General features: G+C 59.3%; 19 protein-coding genes and 2 pseudogenes. 11 read left to right on the top strand and 10 right to left on the bottom strand.

All coding sequences use genetic code 11. The features are described 5' to 3' along the window. Positions 1-19: 19 nt before the first annotated feature. Together PDR5_RS11340 and PDR5_RS11335 are read right to left on the bottom strand one after the other, a co-directional pair. Complete coding sequence (locus PDR5_RS11340; protein WP_064382327.1) at positions 20-442, bottom strand: HD domain-containing protein; 423 nt, start codon at positions 440-442, stop codon at positions 20-22. Between the two features lie 15 nt (positions 443-457). Further along, positions 458-847: a hypothetical protein gene (locus PDR5_RS11335; RefSeq protein WP_064595412.1), complete on the bottom strand. Its 390-nt coding sequence runs from the start codon at positions 845-847 to the stop codon at positions 458-460. A 162-nt stretch (positions 848-1,009) separates the two neighbouring features. On the opposite strand from PDR5_RS11335, the gene PDR5_RS11330 reads away from it, so the two are divergent. Beyond that, on the top strand, positions 1,010-1,441 hold the full coding sequence (locus PDR5_RS11330) for a hypothetical protein (RefSeq protein WP_064595410.1): 432 nt from the start codon (positions 1,010-1,012) through the stop codon (positions 1,439-1,441). Between the two features lie 69 nt (positions 1,442-1,510). Here the strand turns inward: PDR5_RS11330 and PDR5_RS30125 are convergent, their stop codons facing one another. Together PDR5_RS30125 and PDR5_RS11320 are read right to left on the bottom strand one after the other, a co-directional pair. After that, positions 1,511-1,924, bottom strand: a complete 414-nt coding sequence (locus tag PDR5_RS30125) for a hypothetical protein (protein WP_064595408.1) — start codon at positions 1,922-1,924, stop codon at positions 1,511-1,513. A 62-nt stretch (positions 1,925-1,986) separates the two neighbouring features. Beyond that, positions 1,987-2,412, bottom strand: coding sequence for a hypothetical protein (locus PDR5_RS11320; protein ID WP_064595406.1), 426 nt, complete (start codon positions 2,410-2,412; stop codon positions 1,987-1,989). 367 nt (positions 2,413-2,779) lie between these two features. Here PDR5_RS11320 and PDR5_RS30480 point away from each other — a divergent pair. The 3 genes and pseudogenes from PDR5_RS30480 to PDR5_RS30115 form a co-directional block, all read left to right on the top strand. Continuing rightward, positions 2,780-3,001 (top strand): annotated as a pseudogene (locus tag PDR5_RS30480) (hypothetical protein); the annotation flags it as partial. Between the two features lie 9 nt (positions 3,002-3,010). After that, the gene (locus tag PDR5_RS30120) at positions 3,011-3,298 is read left to right on the top strand and encodes a hypothetical protein (protein ID WP_064595404.1); all 288 of its coding nucleotides are present in this window, start codon (positions 3,011-3,013) and stop codon (positions 3,296-3,298) included. A 52-nt stretch (positions 3,299-3,350) separates the two neighbouring features. Beyond that, positions 3,351-3,542: pseudogene (locus PDR5_RS30115) on the top strand (hypothetical protein); the annotation flags it as partial. A 69-nt stretch (positions 3,543-3,611) separates the two neighbouring features. Here the strand turns inward: PDR5_RS30115 and PDR5_RS30110 are convergent. Next, entirely contained in the window at positions 3,612-4,025 is a 414-nt protein-coding gene (locus tag PDR5_RS30110; RefSeq protein ID WP_064595402.1) for a hypothetical protein, read from the bottom strand. 372 nt (positions 4,026-4,397) lie between these two features. Between PDR5_RS30110 and PDR5_RS11305 the strand changes: the two genes are divergently transcribed. Continuing rightward, a complete protein-coding gene (locus tag PDR5_RS11305; protein ID WP_064595400.1) occupies positions 4,398-4,583 on the top strand; it encodes a hypothetical protein in 186 nt (61 codons plus the stop codon). A gap of 80 nt (positions 4,584-4,663) precedes the next feature. On the opposite strand, the gene PDR5_RS11300 is transcribed toward PDR5_RS11305, so the two are convergent. The 4 genes from PDR5_RS11300 to PDR5_RS11285 form a co-directional block, all read right to left on the bottom strand. Further along, positions 4,664-5,212 (bottom strand): cupin domain-containing protein, encoded by a 549-nt coding sequence (locus tag PDR5_RS11300; RefSeq protein ID WP_011333561.1) that lies wholly within the window; start codon positions 5,210-5,212, stop codon positions 4,664-4,666. A gap of 205 nt (positions 5,213-5,417) precedes the next feature. After that, positions 5,418-6,701 (bottom strand): NAD(P)/FAD-dependent oxidoreductase, encoded by a 1,284-nt coding sequence (locus tag PDR5_RS11295; RefSeq protein ID WP_064595399.1) that lies wholly within the window; start codon positions 6,699-6,701, stop codon positions 5,418-5,420. A 53-nt stretch (positions 6,702-6,754) separates the two neighbouring features. Further along, positions 6,755-8,245, bottom strand: coding sequence for an aldehyde dehydrogenase (locus tag PDR5_RS11290; protein ID WP_064595397.1), 1,491 nt, complete (start codon positions 8,243-8,245; stop codon positions 6,755-6,757). 252 nt (positions 8,246-8,497) lie between these two features. Continuing rightward, the gene (locus PDR5_RS11285) at positions 8,498-9,874 is read right to left on the bottom strand and encodes a glutamine synthetase family protein (RefSeq protein WP_011333558.1); all 1,377 of its coding nucleotides are present in this window, start codon (positions 9,872-9,874) and stop codon (positions 8,498-8,500) included. A gap of 282 nt (positions 9,875-10,156) precedes the next feature. Here PDR5_RS11285 and PDR5_RS11280 point away from each other — a divergent pair, with 282 nt between their 5' ends. The 5 genes from PDR5_RS11280 (at position 10,157) to PDR5_RS11260 (ending at position 15,239) form a co-directional block, all read left to right on the top strand. Continuing rightward, positions 10,157-10,918, top strand: coding sequence for a gamma-glutamyl-gamma-aminobutyrate hydrolase family protein (locus PDR5_RS11280; RefSeq protein ID WP_064595395.1), 762 nt, complete (start codon positions 10,157-10,159; stop codon positions 10,916-10,918). A gap of 219 nt (positions 10,919-11,137) precedes the next feature. After that, positions 11,138-12,280 (top strand): polyamine ABC transporter ATP-binding protein, encoded by a 1,143-nt coding sequence (potA, locus tag PDR5_RS11275; protein ID WP_007957110.1) that lies wholly within the window; start codon positions 11,138-11,140, stop codon positions 12,278-12,280. Beyond that, on the top strand, positions 12,277-13,191 hold the full coding sequence (locus PDR5_RS11270) for an ABC transporter permease subunit (protein WP_064595393.1): 915 nt from the start codon (positions 12,277-12,279) through the stop codon (positions 13,189-13,191). Before potA ends, PDR5_RS11270 begins: the two co-directional genes overlap by 4 nt. After that, a complete protein-coding gene (locus PDR5_RS11265; protein WP_007957119.1) occupies positions 13,188-14,072 on the top strand; it encodes an ABC transporter permease subunit in 885 nt (294 codons plus the stop codon). Before PDR5_RS11270 ends, PDR5_RS11265 begins: the two co-directional genes overlap by 4 nt. Before the next feature lie 69 nt (positions 14,073-14,141). After that, positions 14,142-15,239 (top strand): polyamine ABC transporter substrate-binding protein, encoded by a 1,098-nt coding sequence (locus PDR5_RS11260; RefSeq protein ID WP_039770922.1) that lies wholly within the window; start codon positions 14,142-14,144, stop codon positions 15,237-15,239. Positions 15,240-15,360: 121 nt separating this feature from the next. Here PDR5_RS11260 and thpR read toward each other — a convergent pair whose 3' ends face one another. Beyond that, entirely contained in the window at positions 15,361-15,900 is a 540-nt protein-coding gene (gene thpR / locus PDR5_RS11255) for an RNA 2',3'-cyclic phosphodiesterase (protein ID WP_064595391.1), read from the bottom strand. 107 nt (positions 15,901-16,007) lie between these two features. Between thpR and PDR5_RS11250 the strand changes: the two genes are divergently transcribed. Beyond that, the gene (locus PDR5_RS11250; RefSeq protein ID WP_007957125.1) at positions 16,008-16,202 is read left to right on the top strand and encodes a hypothetical protein; all 195 of its coding nucleotides are present in this window, start codon (positions 16,008-16,010) and stop codon (positions 16,200-16,202) included. Position 16,203: the final 1 nt, after the last annotated feature.

The raw sequence follows: 16,203 nt of genomic DNA, 5'->3' as shown, positions 1-16,203 counted from the left end.
CCTGGCTATTCATTTTGAGTTACGCGCGCAACCGTCCAATCGCCCGCCGATATTTTTCGATCCGCTCCAGATCCTCCCAACTCGGCGAGGCGATCCGCGACAGGTCGCTGTTTTCTTCCAGATCCGCCAGCTTCACCACCCGCCCGATCGGGTTCTGCGCCGCGCGCTCGACGAAGTCCTCGTAGGACTCGCCCGGCACTTTGGTCACCGATTCGATGGCCGACAAAACTGCTTCGCTGAAACCTTCCTTGCGCAAATCCTCAAGGCTGATGCCGCAGTCCTCGACCACATCGTGCAGCACCGCGACGATGCGCTCTTCCAGGCTGCTCATGCGCAACATGACTTTCAGCGGATGCAAAATGTACGGCGCACCGCCCTTGTCCACCTGCCCCGCGTGGGCCGTGGCGGCAATCGCGATGGCGCGTTCCAGTGTCTGAGTCATAGGCGTTTCCTCGGGTCAGACGCCGTACCGGCCGCCAATATAGAAGTGACGCTTGAACCAGCGCCCAATCGCCTGCAAACGCCCGGTTGGCTGCGCCGGCTCGGCATAGCGCTGGAGGATCAGCGAGACCAGATCAGCCTGACTCTCCCCCGAACGCGCGTCCAGCAACTCGACCACCCAGGCACATCCGGCCTTCTTCAAATGCTCACGCCATTCACCGGGCCAGCCATCCAGCTCATCCAGCGCCAACCACCGCGCACCGCCCTGCTCGATATGCCCGCCGCCAATCGATTGCTCGAAGCAGAACGGCGTCGCCGGGCGAGACAGGTCGATGCTGAAGATGTAGATGTCCTGGGTTTTGTGCTGCGGCGTGGGGGCGTTGTTGCGGCTGCCGATGTGAATCATGAGCACTGCTCCAATCCTTGGGTGCTAGGTGTGTCCGATTGTTTCTCACTCTGTGCGCCAGGCGCAAATCAAAATCCTGATGGAACCTCCCGCGCCCGCCCCATCTCGAAACCATAAGCGCCCCGCTCACGACCTAACACGGGGCCATGGGAGAGTTCCACGATGAACATCCGACTGTTCCTCCTGATCGCCACTTTCAGCGTTGTCCCAACCTGCGTCATGGCCGAGGGCTGCGAAGTCAAGACCCGCTCCTCCAGCCCCTCAGTGCCCGCCGTCGAGACGCACATCTGCTATGAATACGAAGGCATGCCGGTCAACGCCATCGACTGGTCATGCAGCAACGAAAGCAAGGACATGCTCAACAGCAGCAAAACCAAAGTCGAACACTGCGCCGACCACTATCAGGCCTCGTGTATTGCCACACTCACTCAGGAATCCCTGGCCAACCCGCACTCCACCAGCAAGGACAAAAATGCCAAGGCCCTGAACATTCCGGACAGTGCGCAAGTGACCACGTATTACTACGATGTGGAGCATCTGGCGCAGGCGCGGATTGATTGCGAGAACGGGGGTGGGCATTGGAAGGCGAAATAACAGCGTTCAAGCGCGCATGAAAAAGGGACACCGATGGGTGTCCCTTTTGGTTCTAGATGGCGGGTGGATTCAGCGTTTCATGGCTTCACACTGACTGCGCAGATCATGATCGCCGATTGAAGAACAACTACTGCCCTTCTTCGCTTCACAAAACGCACGTTGGTCATGATCACCAATGCTCGAACATGAACTGCCTTTTTCCGCCTCACAGGCCGCGCGCAGGTCGTGATCGCCGATGGAGGAACAACTGCTGCCCTTTTTGGCTTCGCAATAAGCGCGTTGGTCATGGTCGCCAATGCTTGAGCACGAACTGCCTTTTTCCGCTTCGCAGGCCGAACGCAAATCGTGGTCGCCGATGGAAGAACAGCTGCTGCCTTCCTCCCTGGCCTGGCAATAACTGCGTTTGTCGTGATCACTGATGCTGGAGCAACTGGCGGAAACGTAACCGCTGAACAGCAACAACATCGCAAGAATCAGTTTCATCTCACACTTCCTTGAGCATGCCGGGAAACAGCCTGGCACTGAGTGAAGCAATCAAAACCAGATCAGCGCTTCATGGCCTCACACCGCGTACGCAAATCATGGTTGTCGATATTTCCGCAACTGCTGCCGCCCGTGGTGGCATTGCAGTAGGCACGCTGGTCGTGGTCATCGATGTTGCCGCAGGAACTGCCACCCTGCTCCGCGTTGCACCGCGCACGCAGGTCATGATCATCGATGTTGCCGCAACTGCTGCCGCTCTGTTTGGCGTTGCAGTAGGCGCGCTGGTCATGATCGTCAATGTTGCCGCAGGAACCGCCGCCCTGCTCCGCGTTACACGCCGCCCGCAGATCGTGATCATCGATGTTGCCGCAACTGCTGCCGCTCTCCCTTGCATTGCAATAGGCGCGCTGATCGTGGTCATCAATGTTGCCGCAACTGGCAAAGCTGTAGCCGCTGAACATCAACAACATTGCGAGTAATAGTCTCATCACACACTTCCTTGGTTGACCAGGAACCAGCCTGGCACTGCTTGAGCCGATGAATGAGCGTCGCGACACGCTATCAAATTGACATCAGTTTTGGGAAAAGTTCCGGGACTGGAATGTGTGGTTTTTTTGATCTGAAAACGCCGTAGGAAATCGCTCCGCGTGGTGAGGGAGCTTGTTCTTGCGGGGCTGCGAAGTGGTTACAAACCCGGCGAGTCATTTTCCCCTGATACTCCGCAGCCCTTGATTTACGCCGGTTGCGCCTCTGACCGTGAGCAAAATCGCTGGCCACGCGTGGTGATTTCACGTCCTACAGGCTGATTGCGACGGTGGGGATCGGTGCCTAGAGTGGGTCTGTCGCTGAACGAATTTGGCGATAGGGTTTCGCAGCCCTGACGATACGTGTAGTAACCTGACGCCCCCAAAAACGGTGGCGGTCGCAATAGCGTCCGACAACCGCGCAATGGTGGCTGTGTGTGGGAGATCTTCGGGTCTGCCGGGTTCCTCGTATCCTCGGTCTGCGAACCCGCACATGGCTACCACCCTTCGAATCGCAGCGAGCGGTAGTAGCTCTTCTCACGGATACGAGGAAGCTTTACTTATGCCGATGGATAAACCGCTCCGCAAATACGCGAACATGTCCCACCCCGCCACTGAGCAGCCCGTCCTGTTCATTGATGCCGAAGCTCCGCTGCGCGATCTACATGCCTGCGCCAGCGAACGCTTGAACGCAGTGCTCAAATACCTTGACCTTATGGCCTGCGTCCACCTCCCCGACCACGCCGAACAGGACATCAACACAGTCACCACTATCGCCAGAATCCTGGTTCAGGACGTGAGTGATGTATCTCGAGTGATAGAGCAACGAGGGTTAGATATTTTTGGATAGAGCACTTGATGATGACAGATTAATAAAATAAATCTGTCACCTTTTAAGCAATCAGGCCTCGTGCATTGCCACCCTCACCCAGGAATCCCTGGCCAACCCGCACTCCACCAGCAAGGACAAAAACGCCAAGGCCCTGAACATTCCGGACAGCGCGCAAGTGACCACGTTTTACTACGACGTTGAGCATCTGCCGCAGGCGCGGATTGATTGCGAGAACGGAGGTGGACATTGGAAGGCGAAATAACGGCGTTCAAGCGCGCATGAAAAAGGGACACCGATGGGTGTCCCTTTTGGTTCTAAATGGCGGGTGGATTCAGCGTTTCATGGCTTCACACTGACTGCGCAGATCATGATCGCCAATTGACGAACAACTACTGCCCTTCTTCGCTTCACAAAACGCACGTTGGTCATGATCACCGATGCTCGAACATGAACTGCCTTTTTCCGCTTCACAGGCCGCGCGCAGGTCGTGATCGCCGATGGGGGAACAACTGCTGCCCTTTTTGGCTTCGCAATAAGCGCGCTGGTCATGGTCGCCAATGCTTGAGCACGAACTGCCTTTCTCCGCTTCGCAGGCCGAACGCAAATCGTGGTCGCCGATGGAAGAACAACTGCTGCCTTCCTCCCTGGCCTGGCAATAACTGCGTTTGTCGTGATCACTGATGCTGGAGCAACTGGCGGAAACGTAACCGCTGAACAGCAACAACATCGCAAGAATCAGTTTCATCTCACACTTCCTTGGGCTTGCCGGGAAACAGCCTGGCACTGGGTGACTCGTTCGAAATGAGCGTCGCGACACGCCATCAAATTGGCATCAGCTTTAAGGAAAGTTCCGGGGCGGGGATGGGGGCTGGATTCGCTGTGCAAGATGTGAAGGATGTTCTTGGATGATTGAGCGACGGCGGAATTGATATTCAACTCACAACGTATGCCACAACGTCTAATTAACATCTTAAAAGTTAATTTGTAATTATAAAAAATTCTAGAAACCTGTCAGATCCTACAGGTGCCATTCCTGCGAATTTCATTGACTCTGCCTTGGCGAATAACAAAAGTTTACTTCGCAAAAATGCAAGATAATTTTAATAAAGGAAAAATCATGAAAATCAATAAAAAATCCATCATCCTTCCCTCACTATTTTTCGCAATGAGTAGTATCGGGTGCGCAGGCATAGCGTTGGCTAGCCCTGCAAGCACCGAGTTGTCTGTGAAAGAGCAAAAAGTGATTTATGCAGAGCAATGCCAAGAAAAGGACAAAGTCGACGGTTATTGTCCTCGAAAATAACGACAGAAGAAGAGAAACCGCACTTTTGCGGTTTCTCTTGAGAACTTATTAGATGCACTATGGACTGATAAAATCCGAACTCAAAAATTCGCCGGCGTATTCGCACTAATAATCTCTGCCTCATCCGCCCCGATGTTCCGGAACTTGTGCGGCAACGTCGTCGGAAAATAATACCCATCCCCCGCACTCAACACGCTCACCTGCCCATCCACCGTCAACTCCACGGTGCCACGGGTCACCAACCCACACTCCTCACCTTCCGCGTGAACAATCGGCTCTTCCCCGGAACTCGCGCCCGGCGCGTATTGCTCGCGCAGCAAGCGCATCTGGCGGCTGGGGACCGAGGCGCCGATCAGCAGCAGGCGCAAGCCGTGGCGGCCGAGGTCGGGTTGTTCGTTGGCGCGGAAGACGTATTGGTGTTCGCGGGGGGGCTGGTCGAAGGTGAAGAAGTCGGCCAGGGACATCGGGATGCCTTCGAGCAGCTTTTTCAGTGAGCTGACGGAAGGACTGACGCGATTCTGTTCGATCAGGGAGATGGTGGCATTGGTCACGCCGCTACGCCGGGCCAGCTCGCGCTGGGAGAGTTTGTAGCTTTCGCGTACTAGTTTGAGTCGAGAACCCGTATCCATGACAGCCTTATGTGAGAACGACTTAAGGGCGATGGGGGTGGGTGGCGGGTGCCGCGCAAGGCGCGCGGATCACGTTGCTCCCGTGTCCCGGAACCGTGAAAGGCGGCTATTAAATCACGTTTGTCGGTGTTGCTCAGCAGGTTCGATGGACGGCACATGAAAAAGCCGGCGACGCCCTTTTTGGGGGCGCCACCGGCGAGGTTAATCAGATGCCGAAACGGTCGCGCAGCGAGTAGTACACGGCGCCGAGAGCGGTCAGCGGCGCGGAGAAGGTGCGGCCGCCAAGCATCGGCATGTGTGGCAGGGAAGCAAAGGCGTCGAAGCGTTCGGCATCGCCGCGGATCATTTCCGAGATCAGTTTGCCGGCCAGGTGCGAGCAGGTGACGCCGTGGCCGCTGTAGCCCTGCATGTAGTAGGCGTTTTTCTCGATGCGGCCGAATTGCGGCATGCGTGACATGGTCAGCAGGAAGTTGCCGGTCCAGCGGTAGTCGATTTTCACATCCTTGAGCTGCGGGAAGGTCTTGAGGATCTTCGGGCGGATCAGGGTTTCGATGTCGTCCGGTTCACGGGCGCCGTAGACCACGCCGCCGCCGTAGAGCAGACGGTTGTCGGCGGTCAGACGGTAGTAGTCGAGCAGGTAGTTGCAGTCTTCGACGCAGTAGTTGTTGGTGATCAGGCTGCGTGCCTGTTTCTCGGTCAACGGTTCGGTGACGCAGATCTGCGAGCCGCACGGCATGCTCTTGGCGGTCACACGGTTGTCGAGGCCTTGCGGCAGGTAGGCGTTGCCGGCGATCAGCAGGTACTTGGCGCGGACCTGGCCTTTGGCGGTGCGCACCACGTTGGGTTCGCCGTACTTGATTTCCACCGCAGCGGACTGCTCGTAGATCTTGCCGCCCAGACGCACGATGGCGGCGGCTTCACCGAGAGCCAGGTTCAGCGGGTGGATGTGACCGCCCTGCATGTCCAGCAGACCGCCGACGTAGGCGTCGGAACCGACTTCGCGGCGGATGTCCGCAGCGTCGAGCATCTTCAGGTTTTTATTGCCGTAACGTTCCCAGCTACGTTTTTGCTCGGCCAAGCCCTTGAGCTGCTTGCTGTTCATCGCCGCGAAAATACCGCCCGGGCGGTAGTCGCACTTGATGTCGTATTCCTTGATGCGCGAACGGATGATGTCGGCGCCTTCGAAGATCATGCTACCGAGGATTTCGGCGGTCTTGTCGCCATAACGCTCTTCGATCACGTCGACGTCGCGGCTGTAGGAGTTGACCAGTTGGCCGCCGTTGCGACCGCTGGCGCCGTAGCCGACTTTCGCCGCTTCCAGCACCGTCACCTTGTAGCCGGCTTCGGTCAGGAACAGCGCCGAGGACAGCCCGGTATAGCCGGCGCCGATGATGCAGACATCGCACTCCACCGACTCTTCAAGCGTCGGGAAGTCGATGACTTCGTTGCGGGTGGCGGCGTAATAACTGTTGACGTGTTGTTGTTTCATTATTGTTCTCCGAGGGACGCCGGAAAAACCGGCGTCCACCGTTGTAAATAGAATTAGAGCTTGATCCAGGTCGCTTTCAGCTCGGTGTACTTGTCGAACGCGTGCAGCGATTTGTCGCGACCGTTGCCCGACTGCTTGAAGCCACCGAACGGTGCGGTCATGTCGCCGCCGTCGTACTGGTTGACCCACACGCTGCCGGCGCGCAGGCCACGGGCGAAGGTGTGGGCCTTGCTCAGGTTGCTGGTCCAGACCCCGGCGGCGAGGCCGAAGATGCTATCGTTGGCGATGTGCAGTGCTTCTTCAACGGTGTCGAAGGTGATCAGCGACAGCACCGGGCCGAAGATTTCTTCCTTGGCGATGGTCATGGCGTTGGTCACACCGTCAAAAATCGTCGGCTCGATGTAGGTGCCGCCGGTTTCCTCGAGGGTGCGTCGGCCGCCGGCGATCAGTTCGGCGCCCTGCTCGCGGCCGATGCTGATGTAGCGCAGCACGTTGTCCAGTTGACGCTGATCGACCACGGCGCCGACGGTGGTTGCAGGATCGAGGGCGTGGCCTGGTTTCCACGCTTGCAGCGCTTCCACCAGCAGCGGGATGAATTGCTCGCGGATCGAACGCTCCACCAGCAGGCGCGAGCCGGCGGTGCAGACTTCGCCTTGGTTGAACGCAATGGCGCCGGCCGCCGCTTGTGCTGCCGCGCGCAAGTCCGGTGCGTCGGCAAACACCACGTTCGGGCTCTTGCCCCCTGCTTCGAGCCAGACGCGTTTCATGTTGCTTTGGCCTGCATAAATCATCAGTTGTTTGGCAATCGCGGTGGAGCCGGTGAAGGCCAGCACGTCGACGTCCATGTGCAACGCCAGCGCCTTGCCGACGGTGTGGCCGAAGCCTGGCAGAACGTTGAACACGCCTTTCGGAATGCCCGCATCCAGCGCCAGTTGCGCGATGCGGATCGCGGTCAGCGGGGATTTTTCCGAAGGTTTGAGGATGAACGAGTTACCCGCCGCCAGCGCCGGGGCGAATTTCCAGCTGGCCATGATCAGCGGGAAGTTCCACGGCACGATGGCCGCAACCACGCCGGACGGCTCGCGGGTGACCAGACCGAGTTGGTCGTGCGGGGTGGCAGCGACTTCGTCGTAGATCTTGTCGATGGCCTCGGCGCTCCAGCGGATCGCGTTGGCGGTCGCCGGGATGTCGATGCTCATCGAGTCGCTGATCGGTTTGCCCATGTCGAGGGTTTCGAGCAGCGCCAGTTCTTCCTGGTGTTGCAGGATCAGGTCGGCGAAGCGGATCAGGATGCGCTTGCGTTCGGCCGGGGCCTTGTTTGCCCACACGCCGGAATTGAAGGATTGGCGCGCGGCTTCGACGGCGAGGTTGGCATCGGCTTCATCGGTGCTGGCGACGGAGGCCAGGAAACGGCCGTCGACGGGGCTCAGGCATTCGAAGGTTTCGCCGCTGATGGCCGGGCGGTATTCGCCGTTGATGAAGGCACGGGATTCGAGGGTCAGGGACTGGAAGCGTTGTTCCCAGTCGTTGCGGGTCGTTGTCATGGTGGTGGCTCGACGCGGGGGAATTTGGGGGTGTCTGGGTGTGTGTTCGGCTTGAGATGGCTGCCCTCACCCTAGCCCTCTCCCAGAGGTAGAGGGGACCGACCGAAGTGTCTCGGGAGATGCACCGACGTGAACGACCGAGTCGAATATGGATTCGGTAAAAATCGTTCAGGTCGACGGATTTCTCGAGCATCCCCGGGTCAGTCCCCTCTCCCCTTGGGAGAGGGTTAGGGTGAGGGGCTTTTGAAGGCCTCACACCGTATGCAGATACCAGTTGTACTCAAGGTCAGAGATCGAGTTCTCGAACTCGGCCAGCTCGCTTTCCTTGCACGCGACGAACACGTCGATGTACATCGGATCGATGTAGCGGGCCATGACTTCGCTGTCGTCCAGCTCACGCAGGGCATCGCGCAAGTTGTTCGGCAGGCTCTGTTCGTTCTGCTCGTAGCTGTTGCCTTCGACCGGAGCGCCCGGCTCGATTTCGTTGGTCAGGCCGTGGTGGATACCGGCCAAAACGGAAGCCATCAGCAGGTACGGGTTGGCGTCGGCACCGGCGACACGGTGCTCGATGCGCACGGCATCCGGCGAACCGGTCGGCACGCGGACGGCCACGGTGCGGTTGTCGATGCCCCAGCTCGGCGAGTTCGGCACGTAGAACTGCGCGCCGAAGCGGCGGTACGAGTTGACGTTCGGGCAGAGGAAAGCCATTTGCGCAGGCAGGGTCTCCAGCACACCGCCGATCGCGTGGCGTAGCGCGGCGTTCTGCTCGGGATCCTCGCTGGCGAAGATGTTGTTGCCTTCTTTGTCCAGGATCGAAATGTGCACGTGCAGACCGTTGCCCGCCTGGCCCGGATACGGCTTGGCCATGAAGGTGGTGTCCATCTCGTGGTCGTAGGCGATGTTCTTCACCAGACGCTTGAGCAGGACGGCGTAGTCGCACGCCTTGATCGGGTCGGACACGTGATGCAGGTTGACTTCGAATTGCGCCGGGGCGCTTTCCTTGACGATGGCGTCGGCAGGAATGCCCTGCTCTTTCGCGCCTTCGAGGATGTCTTGCAGGCAGTCGACGTATTCGTCGAGGTCGTCGATCAGGTAGACCTGGGTCGACACCGGACGCTTGCCCGAAACCGGCGAACGCGGCGATTGCGGACGGCCGTTCACGTTGTCCTGGTCGATCAGGTAGAACTCGAGTTCGAACGCGGCGCAAATGGTCAGGCCCAATGCGTCGAACTTGCGCACCACGTTGGCCAGCACTTCACGTGGGTCGGCAAAGAACGGCTCGCCTTCCAGTTCGTGCATGGTCATCAGCAGTTGCGCGGTCGGACGCTTCTGCCAGGGCTCGATGCTCAGGGTGCCGGGGATCGGGTAGCAGATGCGGTCGGCGTCGCCGATGTCCAGGCCCAGGCCGGTGCTTTCCACCGTGGAGCCATTGATGTCGAGGGCAAAGAGCGAGGCCGGCAGGTTGATGCCTTTCTCGTAAACCTTGTGAAGACTGGTGCGCTCGATGCGCTTGCCGCGCACCACACCGTTCATGTCTGCAATCAGAAGGTCGACGTACAAAACCTCAGGATGTTTCTTAAGGAATGCGTTTGCTTCGTTGAGTTGAACGGCACGCAGAGGGACCGACATGATGCACCTATTTAGCTGTTAATTATTATGTTCACTGCTGTTTCGCGGAGCCAGTCAACCCGAACGGCAAAGTGAAGTCAATAGCGAACACAGGGCCGCTCAGCGTTTATTTTTCGGGCTTTTTTTAACACTCACGTGCCAATGACGGCGCCAGAGGCCCGTGAATCATGAAGATTTGATGAACGGCGTTTAGAATTTTTTACATGGGAGTTGTTAATTAAAATCAACGACGCTAAGCTCCGGAAAAGCTCGTTCAAGTGTCAAACTTCGAGGTGAATAAAAATGGCATTCAAGCCATTGATCGGCGTTACTGCGTGCGTCAAACAGATTGGCCTGCACCCCTATCACATCAGCGGCGACAAGTACGTTCGCGCTGTCAGCGTTGCGGCGCTGGGGTTGCCCGTCGTCATTCCTTCCCTTGGCAAACTGACTGAAATCGAAGACCTGCTGGGTCAGCTCGACGGTCTGTTGCTGACCGGCTCGCCGTCCAATGTGGAACCCTTCCACTATCAGGGCCCGGACAGCGCTCCCGGCACGGATCACGATCCGGCGCGGGATGCCACTACCCTTCCTCTATTACGTGCAGCCATCGCGGCGGGCGTTCCGGTACTCGGCATTTGCCGCGGCTTTCAGGAAATGAACGTGGCGTTCGGCGGCAGCCTGCACCAGAAGGTGCATGAACTGCCGGGCATGCTCGATCACCGCGAAGCCGACAGCCCGGACGTCGCCGTGCAATACGCCCCGGCCCACGCCGTGAAGGCATTGCCGGGTGGCGTGTTCGAAGCGCTGGAGCTGCCGGGTGAATTCCAGGTCAACTCGATTCACAGTCAGGGCATCGACCGCCTCGCGCCCGGCCTGCGCGCCGAAGCCGTGGCGCCGGATGGCCTGATCGAGGCGGTCTCGGTGGAGCACAGCCCGACCTTCGCCCTCGGCGTGCAATGGCACCCGGAATGGCAAGTGCTGGACAACCCGAATTACCTGCGGATTTTCCAGGCGTTCGGCGATGCCTGCCGCCAGCGTGCGGCGCGACGCAACCAGCGCTGACGCCACCCAACGATTGCAAAACCATTTACTGCCCCCGCGGGGTCGGCGGCTGCGCGCTTGCGCATCCGTCATCCGCGATCAGCAACACACCGCGAAAACAAAAAGCATCACCCGGCAGCCAGGACGGCGGCGCCGAACAACCCGCACGGTGCGGGTCTGCAATCCACTCTTAAGCCAGGCCGCGTTGGCCCGGCGACTGAAACCTGTTGGGAGTTTCACATGGCAAACGCCTCCAGCACTTACAGGAAGGCTCTTGAAGGTCATCAGCAACCGAAAAAGGTTCTGGTGAAAGTCGATCGAGTCACCAAGAAGTTCGACGAAACCACGGCGGTGGACGATGTGTCCCTGGAGATCCATCAGGGTGAAATCTTCGCCCTGCTCGGCGGCTCCGGCTCCGGCAAATCAACCCTGCTGCGCATGCTCGCAGGTTTCGAACGGCCGACTGAAGGACGCATTCTGCTTGACGGTGTCGACATCACCGACATGCCGCCGTACGAGCGGCCGATCAACATGATGTTCCAGTCCTACGCCCTGTTCCCGCACATGACCGTGGCGCAGAACATCGCCTTCGGCCTCAAGCAGGACCGTTTGCCAGCCAGCGAAATCGACGCCCGCGTCGAAGAAATGCTGCGCCTCGTCCACATGACCCAATACGCCAAGCGTCGCCCGCATCAACTGTCCGGCGGTCAGCGTCAGCGCGTGGCCCTCGCCCGCTCCCTGGCCAAGCGGCCGAAGCTGTTGCTGCTCGACGAACCGATGGGCGCACTGGATAAAAAACTGCGTTCGCAGATGCAGCTGGAACTGGTGGAAATCATCGAGCGCGTCGGCGTGACCTGCGTGATGGTGACCCACGACCAGGAAGAGGCCATGACCATGGCCGAGCGCATCGCGATCATGCACCTGGGCTGGATCGCCCAGATCGGCAGCCCGGTCGACATCTATGAAGCGCCGGTCAGCCGCATGGTCTGCGAATTCATCGGCAACGTGAACGCCTTTGACGGCACCGTGGTCGAGGACCTCGAAGGTCACGCGATCATTCACAGCCCGGACTTGCAGCAAAAGATCTACGTCGGTCATGGCGTCAGCACTTCGGTGCAGGACAAGTCGATCACCTACGCGATCCGTCCGGAAAAAATGCTGGTCAGCACGATCAAGCCCGAGACCCGCTACAACTGGTCCGAAGGCAAGGTGCATGACATCGCCTACCTCGGCGGCCACTCGGTGTTCTACGTCGAATTGCCGAGCGGCAAGATCGTCCAGTCGTTCATGGCCAACGCCGAACGCCGTGGCGCGCGACCGACCTGGGACGACAAGGTCTACGTCTGGTGGGAAGACGACAGCGGCGTGGTACTGCGCTCATGAGAACCTTCAATCAGCAATTCCTGCGCCTGGTGCCCAGCGGGCGAAAGTTCGTCATCGGCATCCCGTTCATCTGGCTGTTCCTGTTCTTCATGCTGCCGTTCTTCCTGGTGATGAAGATCAGCTTCTCGGAAGCCGCGCTGTCGATCCCGCCGTACTCGGAGATCTACACCTACGCCGAACAGAAATTCCAGCTGCTGCTGAACATCGGCAACTACACCCTGCTCGGCGAAGACGAGCTGTACCTGTCGGCGTATCTCGGTTCGCTGAAGGTGGCGTTGCTCAGTACGCTGATGTGCCTGGTGATCGGTTTCCCGATGGCCTACGCGATCACCAAGACCGGCAAGGAAACGCAAAACGTCCTGCTGCTGTTGATCATGATGCCGACCTGGACCGCGATCCTGATCCGCGTGTATGCGTGGATGGGCATCCTCAGCAACAACGGTCTGCTCAACGCGTTCCTGATGTGGACCGGGCTCACCGATCACCCGATCGAGATCCTCAACACCAACACCGCCGTCTACATTGGGGTCGTGTATGCGTATCTGCCGTTCATGGTTCTGCCGCTCTACGCCAACCTGGTGAAGCACGACGGCAGCCTGCTGGAAGCCGCGCAGGATCTGGGTTCGAGCAACTTCAACAACTTCTGGAAAATCACCGTGCCGCTGGCCAAGAACGGCATCATCGCCGGTTGCATGCTGGTGTTCATTCCGGTGGTGGGCGAGTTCGTGATTCCGGAACTGCTGGGCGGCCCGGAGACCCTGATGATCGGTCGCGTGCTGTGGCAAGAGTTCTTCAATAACCGCGACTGGCCGGTGGCGTCCGCCCTGGCGGTGGTGATGCTGTTGATCCTGATTGTGCCGATTCTGCTGTTCAACCGCAGCCAGGCCAAAGAGATGGAGGCACGGGGATGAAACGCTTCGGTTTTGCAAAGTTCATGTTGATCTTCGGCCTGACGTTCATTTATCTGCCGATGCTGATTCTGGTGATCTACTCGTTCAACGCCTCCAAACTGGTGACGGTCTGGGGCGGCTGGTCGGTGAAGTGGTATGTCGGCCTGCTCGACAACACTCAACTGATGGGCTCGGTGGTGCGCTCGCTGGAAATCGCCTGCTACACCGCGATTGCCGCCGTAGCGCTGGGCACCCTCGCCGCCTTCGTGCTGACTCGTGTAACGCGCTTTAAGGGTCGCACGCTGTTCGGTGGTCTGGTCACCGCGCCGCTGGTGATGCCTGAGGTGATCACCGGTCTGTCGCTGTTGCTGCTGTTCGTCGCGATGGCGCAACTGATCGGCTGGCCGCAAGAGCGCGGCATCGTCACCATCTGGATCGCCCACACCACGTTTTGTGCCGCTTATGTGGCGGTGGTAGTCTCCGCCCGCTTGCGCGAGCTGGACCTGTCGATCGAAGAAGCGGCGATGGATCTGGGCGCGAAACCGTTCAAGGTGTTTTTCCTGATCACCATCCCGATGATCGCGCCGTCGCTGGCGGCGGGCGGCATGATGTCGTTCGCCCTGTCGCTGGACGATCTGGTGTTGGCGAGCTTCGTGTCGGGCCCGGGTTCGACGACCCTGCCGATGGAAGTGTTCTCGGCCGTGCGTCTGGGTGTGAAGCCCGAGATCAACGCCGTGGCCAGCCTGATTCTGCTGGCAGTGTCGCTGGTGACCTTCCTGGTCTGGTACTTCGGCCGCAAGGCAGAAGCCAACCGCAAGCGGGCGATTCAGGAAGCGATGGATCAGACCGCCAACGAATCGTGGCAGCAACCGCAACCTCAACGAGTGGCAGCGACGGCCTAGGGCCGTCGCGTTTTACGGCTTTGCGCTTTGGCTTAAAAGCTTTTGAATAAAAAGAATGGAGTTTCACCGATGAAAATGTTTGGCAGGACTCTGCTGACACTGTCCTTATTGGGCGCAATCGCCACGGGCGCCCAGGCCAACGACAAGGTGCTGCGCGTTTACAACTGGTCGGATTACATCGCCCCGGACACCGTCAAGAAGTTCGAGGACGAGACCGGCATCCGCGTGACCTACGACGTGTTCGACAGCAATGAAACCCTCGAGGCGCGCCTGCTCGCGGGTAAATCCGGCTACGACATCGTGGTACCGTCCAACAGTTTCCTGGCCAAGCAGATCAAGGCCGGGGTCTACCAGACTCTGGACAAATCGAAGCTGCCAAACTGGAAAAACCTCAACCCCGTGCTGCTGAAAAACGCCTCCGCCAGTGATCCGGACAACGCCCACGCGTTCCCGTACATGTGGGGCTCGATCGGCATCGGCTTCAACCCGGACAAGGTCAAGGAAGTGCTCGGCAAGAACGCGCCGACCAACTCCTGGGACCTGCTGTTCAAACCGGAGAACGCCGAGAAGCTGAAGGCCTGCGGCATCAGTTTCCTCGACTCGCCAACCGAAATGCTCCCGGCCGCCCTGCACTACCTGGGTTATCCGGTGAACGACAAGGACGTGAAGCACATCGCCGAAGCCGAAGCGCTGTTCATGAAAATCCGGCCGTCAGTGGCGTATTTCCATTCGTCGAAGTACATCTCCGATCTGGCCAACGGCAACATCTGCGTGGCCGTCGGCTACTCGGGTGACGTACTGCAGGCCAAGGCCCGCGCGGTGGAATCGGGCAACAAGGTAGAGATCGACTACAGCATTCCGAAGGAAGGCGCCGGCAGTTTCTATGACATGGTCGCCATCCCGCGCGATGCCGCCAACGTCGAGAACGCCTACCTGTTCATGAACTTCCTGATGCGCCCGGACATCATCGCCGAAGTCACCAACAGCATCGGTTACAGCAACGCCAACGAAGCCGCGACGCCGCTGGTGGACGAAGCGATCCGCAACGACCCGGGCTCGTACCCGCCGCAAGCGGTGATGGCCACGCTGTATGCGGTGCCGGATCAACCGATTGCCACGCAACGGATCATGACCCGGGGCTGGACCCGCGTGAAACTCGGCAAATAAACACACATCGATTTCCGTTCACGCAGCGCCTTACCACCGCTGCCCCCTGCTCTGAACGGCCTCACCTGGCTTCCTCGGTTCAGGTGAATTCAGGCGCCCTCGGGCGCCTTTTTTTGTCGGCTCAGATCAGTGGCCAGTCGGCCAGCGAGCGATAACGGCCCTTATGGGATTCGAACAACGCAAAACGCTCAGCACGCAGGAAAAACTCTGGCGCAGTGGCGGATTCCGGTTCCGGCGCCCGATAGTCGCGGGCCAGCGTCAGGTGCGGACGATACTCCCGCGTCGCCTCTTCAAACCCGAATGGCAACATCGCCTGCTCCAGCGCGTAAACCAGCCGCAACAATCCCTGCGGCGCCTGCTCCGGCGCCAGCGACAACACCCCGGCACGCCGCCAGACCTGCAACCGATCCAGCGAAATCCTCAGCGCCTCCCCCGGTGTTCGCACCTTCGCCGCCGCCTCGCAGACTTCGCCAATCTGCGCCAACGGCACCGCGCCGAGAAACAGCAAGGTCAGGTGAAAGTTGTCGGCCGGCACCGGTTTGCCGGTACGCAAACCCAGCTCGCTGCGCCACTGGGCAATCGCCTTGCGCTGTGCCGGCGGGCAGTCCAGGGCGAAGAACAGCCGCTTGACCGGTTGATCCCCGCGCGTTTCGTCCGTCATGGCCCCGCTCCTTCGTTCGTCGAGATCCCTGGATTCTACACGCCCGTTTCTGGCGACTCTCGGCATGGGGTTTATAGTTCAACGATTGCCATCAACCGGAGGACGTCATGCGCGAGATCCTCAGCAAAGAACCCTGGTGGGCCCGACCGCCGAATCCCGGGCAGGATGAGAGCGAACTGGAATGGGGCTGGCTGGTGCATTACAGCGAAGGAGAGCCGCGTTTCGAATTCGTCCGCGAGCGGCCGACGGATGAGCAGATCCGCAACCGCAAAGGTTGCCGGATCACCCCGTCGGCGGAGTGAC

It is taken from the genome of Pseudomonas sp. DR 5-09 (genome assembly GCF_001655595.1).
GTDB classification, from domain to species: Bacteria; Pseudomonadota; Gammaproteobacteria; order Pseudomonadales; family Pseudomonadaceae; genus Aquipseudomonas; species Aquipseudomonas pharyngis.
The sequence above is the reverse complement of the archived record's forward strand: the minus strand, read 5'-3'. Positions and strand labels throughout refer to the sequence as shown.

Coding starts and splice junctions, on each gene's coding strand:
- PDR5_RS11340 (WP_064382327.1), bottom strand. CDS start 442: ATGACTCAGACACTGGAACGCGCCATCGCGATTGCCGCCACGGCCCAC.
- PDR5_RS11335 (WP_064595412.1), bottom strand. CDS start 847: ATGATTCACATCGGCAGCCGCAACAACGCCCCCACGCCGCAGCACAAA.
- PDR5_RS11330 (WP_064595410.1), top strand. CDS start 1,010: ATGAACATCCGACTGTTCCTCCTGATCGCCACTTTCAGCGTTGTCCCA.
- PDR5_RS30125 (WP_064595408.1), bottom strand. CDS start 1,924: ATGAAACTGATTCTTGCGATGTTGTTGCTGTTCAGCGGTTACGTTTCC.
- PDR5_RS11320 (WP_064595406.1), bottom strand. CDS start 2,412: ATGAGACTATTACTCGCAATGTTGTTGATGTTCAGCGGCTACAGCTTT.
- PDR5_RS30120 (WP_064595404.1), top strand. CDS start 3,011: ATGCCGATGGATAAACCGCTCCGCAAATACGCGAACATGTCCCACCCC.
- PDR5_RS30110 (WP_064595402.1), bottom strand. CDS start 4,025: ATGAAACTGATTCTTGCGATGTTGTTGCTGTTCAGCGGTTACGTTTCC.
- PDR5_RS11305 (WP_064595400.1), top strand. CDS start 4,398: ATGAAAATCAATAAAAAATCCATCATCCTTCCCTCACTATTTTTCGCA.
- PDR5_RS11300 (WP_011333561.1), bottom strand. CDS start 5,212: ATGGATACGGGTTCTCGACTCAAACTAGTACGCGAAAGCTACAAACTC.
- PDR5_RS11295 (WP_064595399.1), bottom strand. CDS start 6,701: ATGAAACAACAACACGTCAACAGTTATTACGCCGCCACCCGCAACGAA.
- PDR5_RS11290 (WP_064595397.1), bottom strand. CDS start 8,245: ATGACAACGACCCGCAACGACTGGGAACAACGCTTCCAGTCCCTGACC.
- PDR5_RS11285 (WP_011333558.1), bottom strand. CDS start 9,874: ATGTCGGTCCCTCTGCGTGCCGTTCAACTCAACGAAGCAAACGCATTC.
- PDR5_RS11280 (WP_064595395.1), top strand. CDS start 10,157: ATGGCATTCAAGCCATTGATCGGCGTTACTGCGTGCGTCAAACAGATT.
- potA (WP_007957110.1), top strand. CDS start 11,138: ATGGCAAACGCCTCCAGCACTTACAGGAAGGCTCTTGAAGGTCATCAG.
- PDR5_RS11270 (WP_064595393.1), top strand. CDS start 12,277: ATGAGAACCTTCAATCAGCAATTCCTGCGCCTGGTGCCCAGCGGGCGA.
- PDR5_RS11265 (WP_007957119.1), top strand. CDS start 13,188: ATGAAACGCTTCGGTTTTGCAAAGTTCATGTTGATCTTCGGCCTGACG.
- PDR5_RS11260 (WP_039770922.1), top strand. CDS start 14,142: ATGAAAATGTTTGGCAGGACTCTGCTGACACTGTCCTTATTGGGCGCA.
- thpR (WP_064595391.1), bottom strand. CDS start 15,900: ATGACGGACGAAACGCGCGGGGATCAACCGGTCAAGCGGCTGTTCTTC.
- PDR5_RS11250 (WP_007957125.1), top strand. CDS start 16,008: ATGCGCGAGATCCTCAGCAAAGAACCCTGGTGGGCCCGACCGCCGAAT.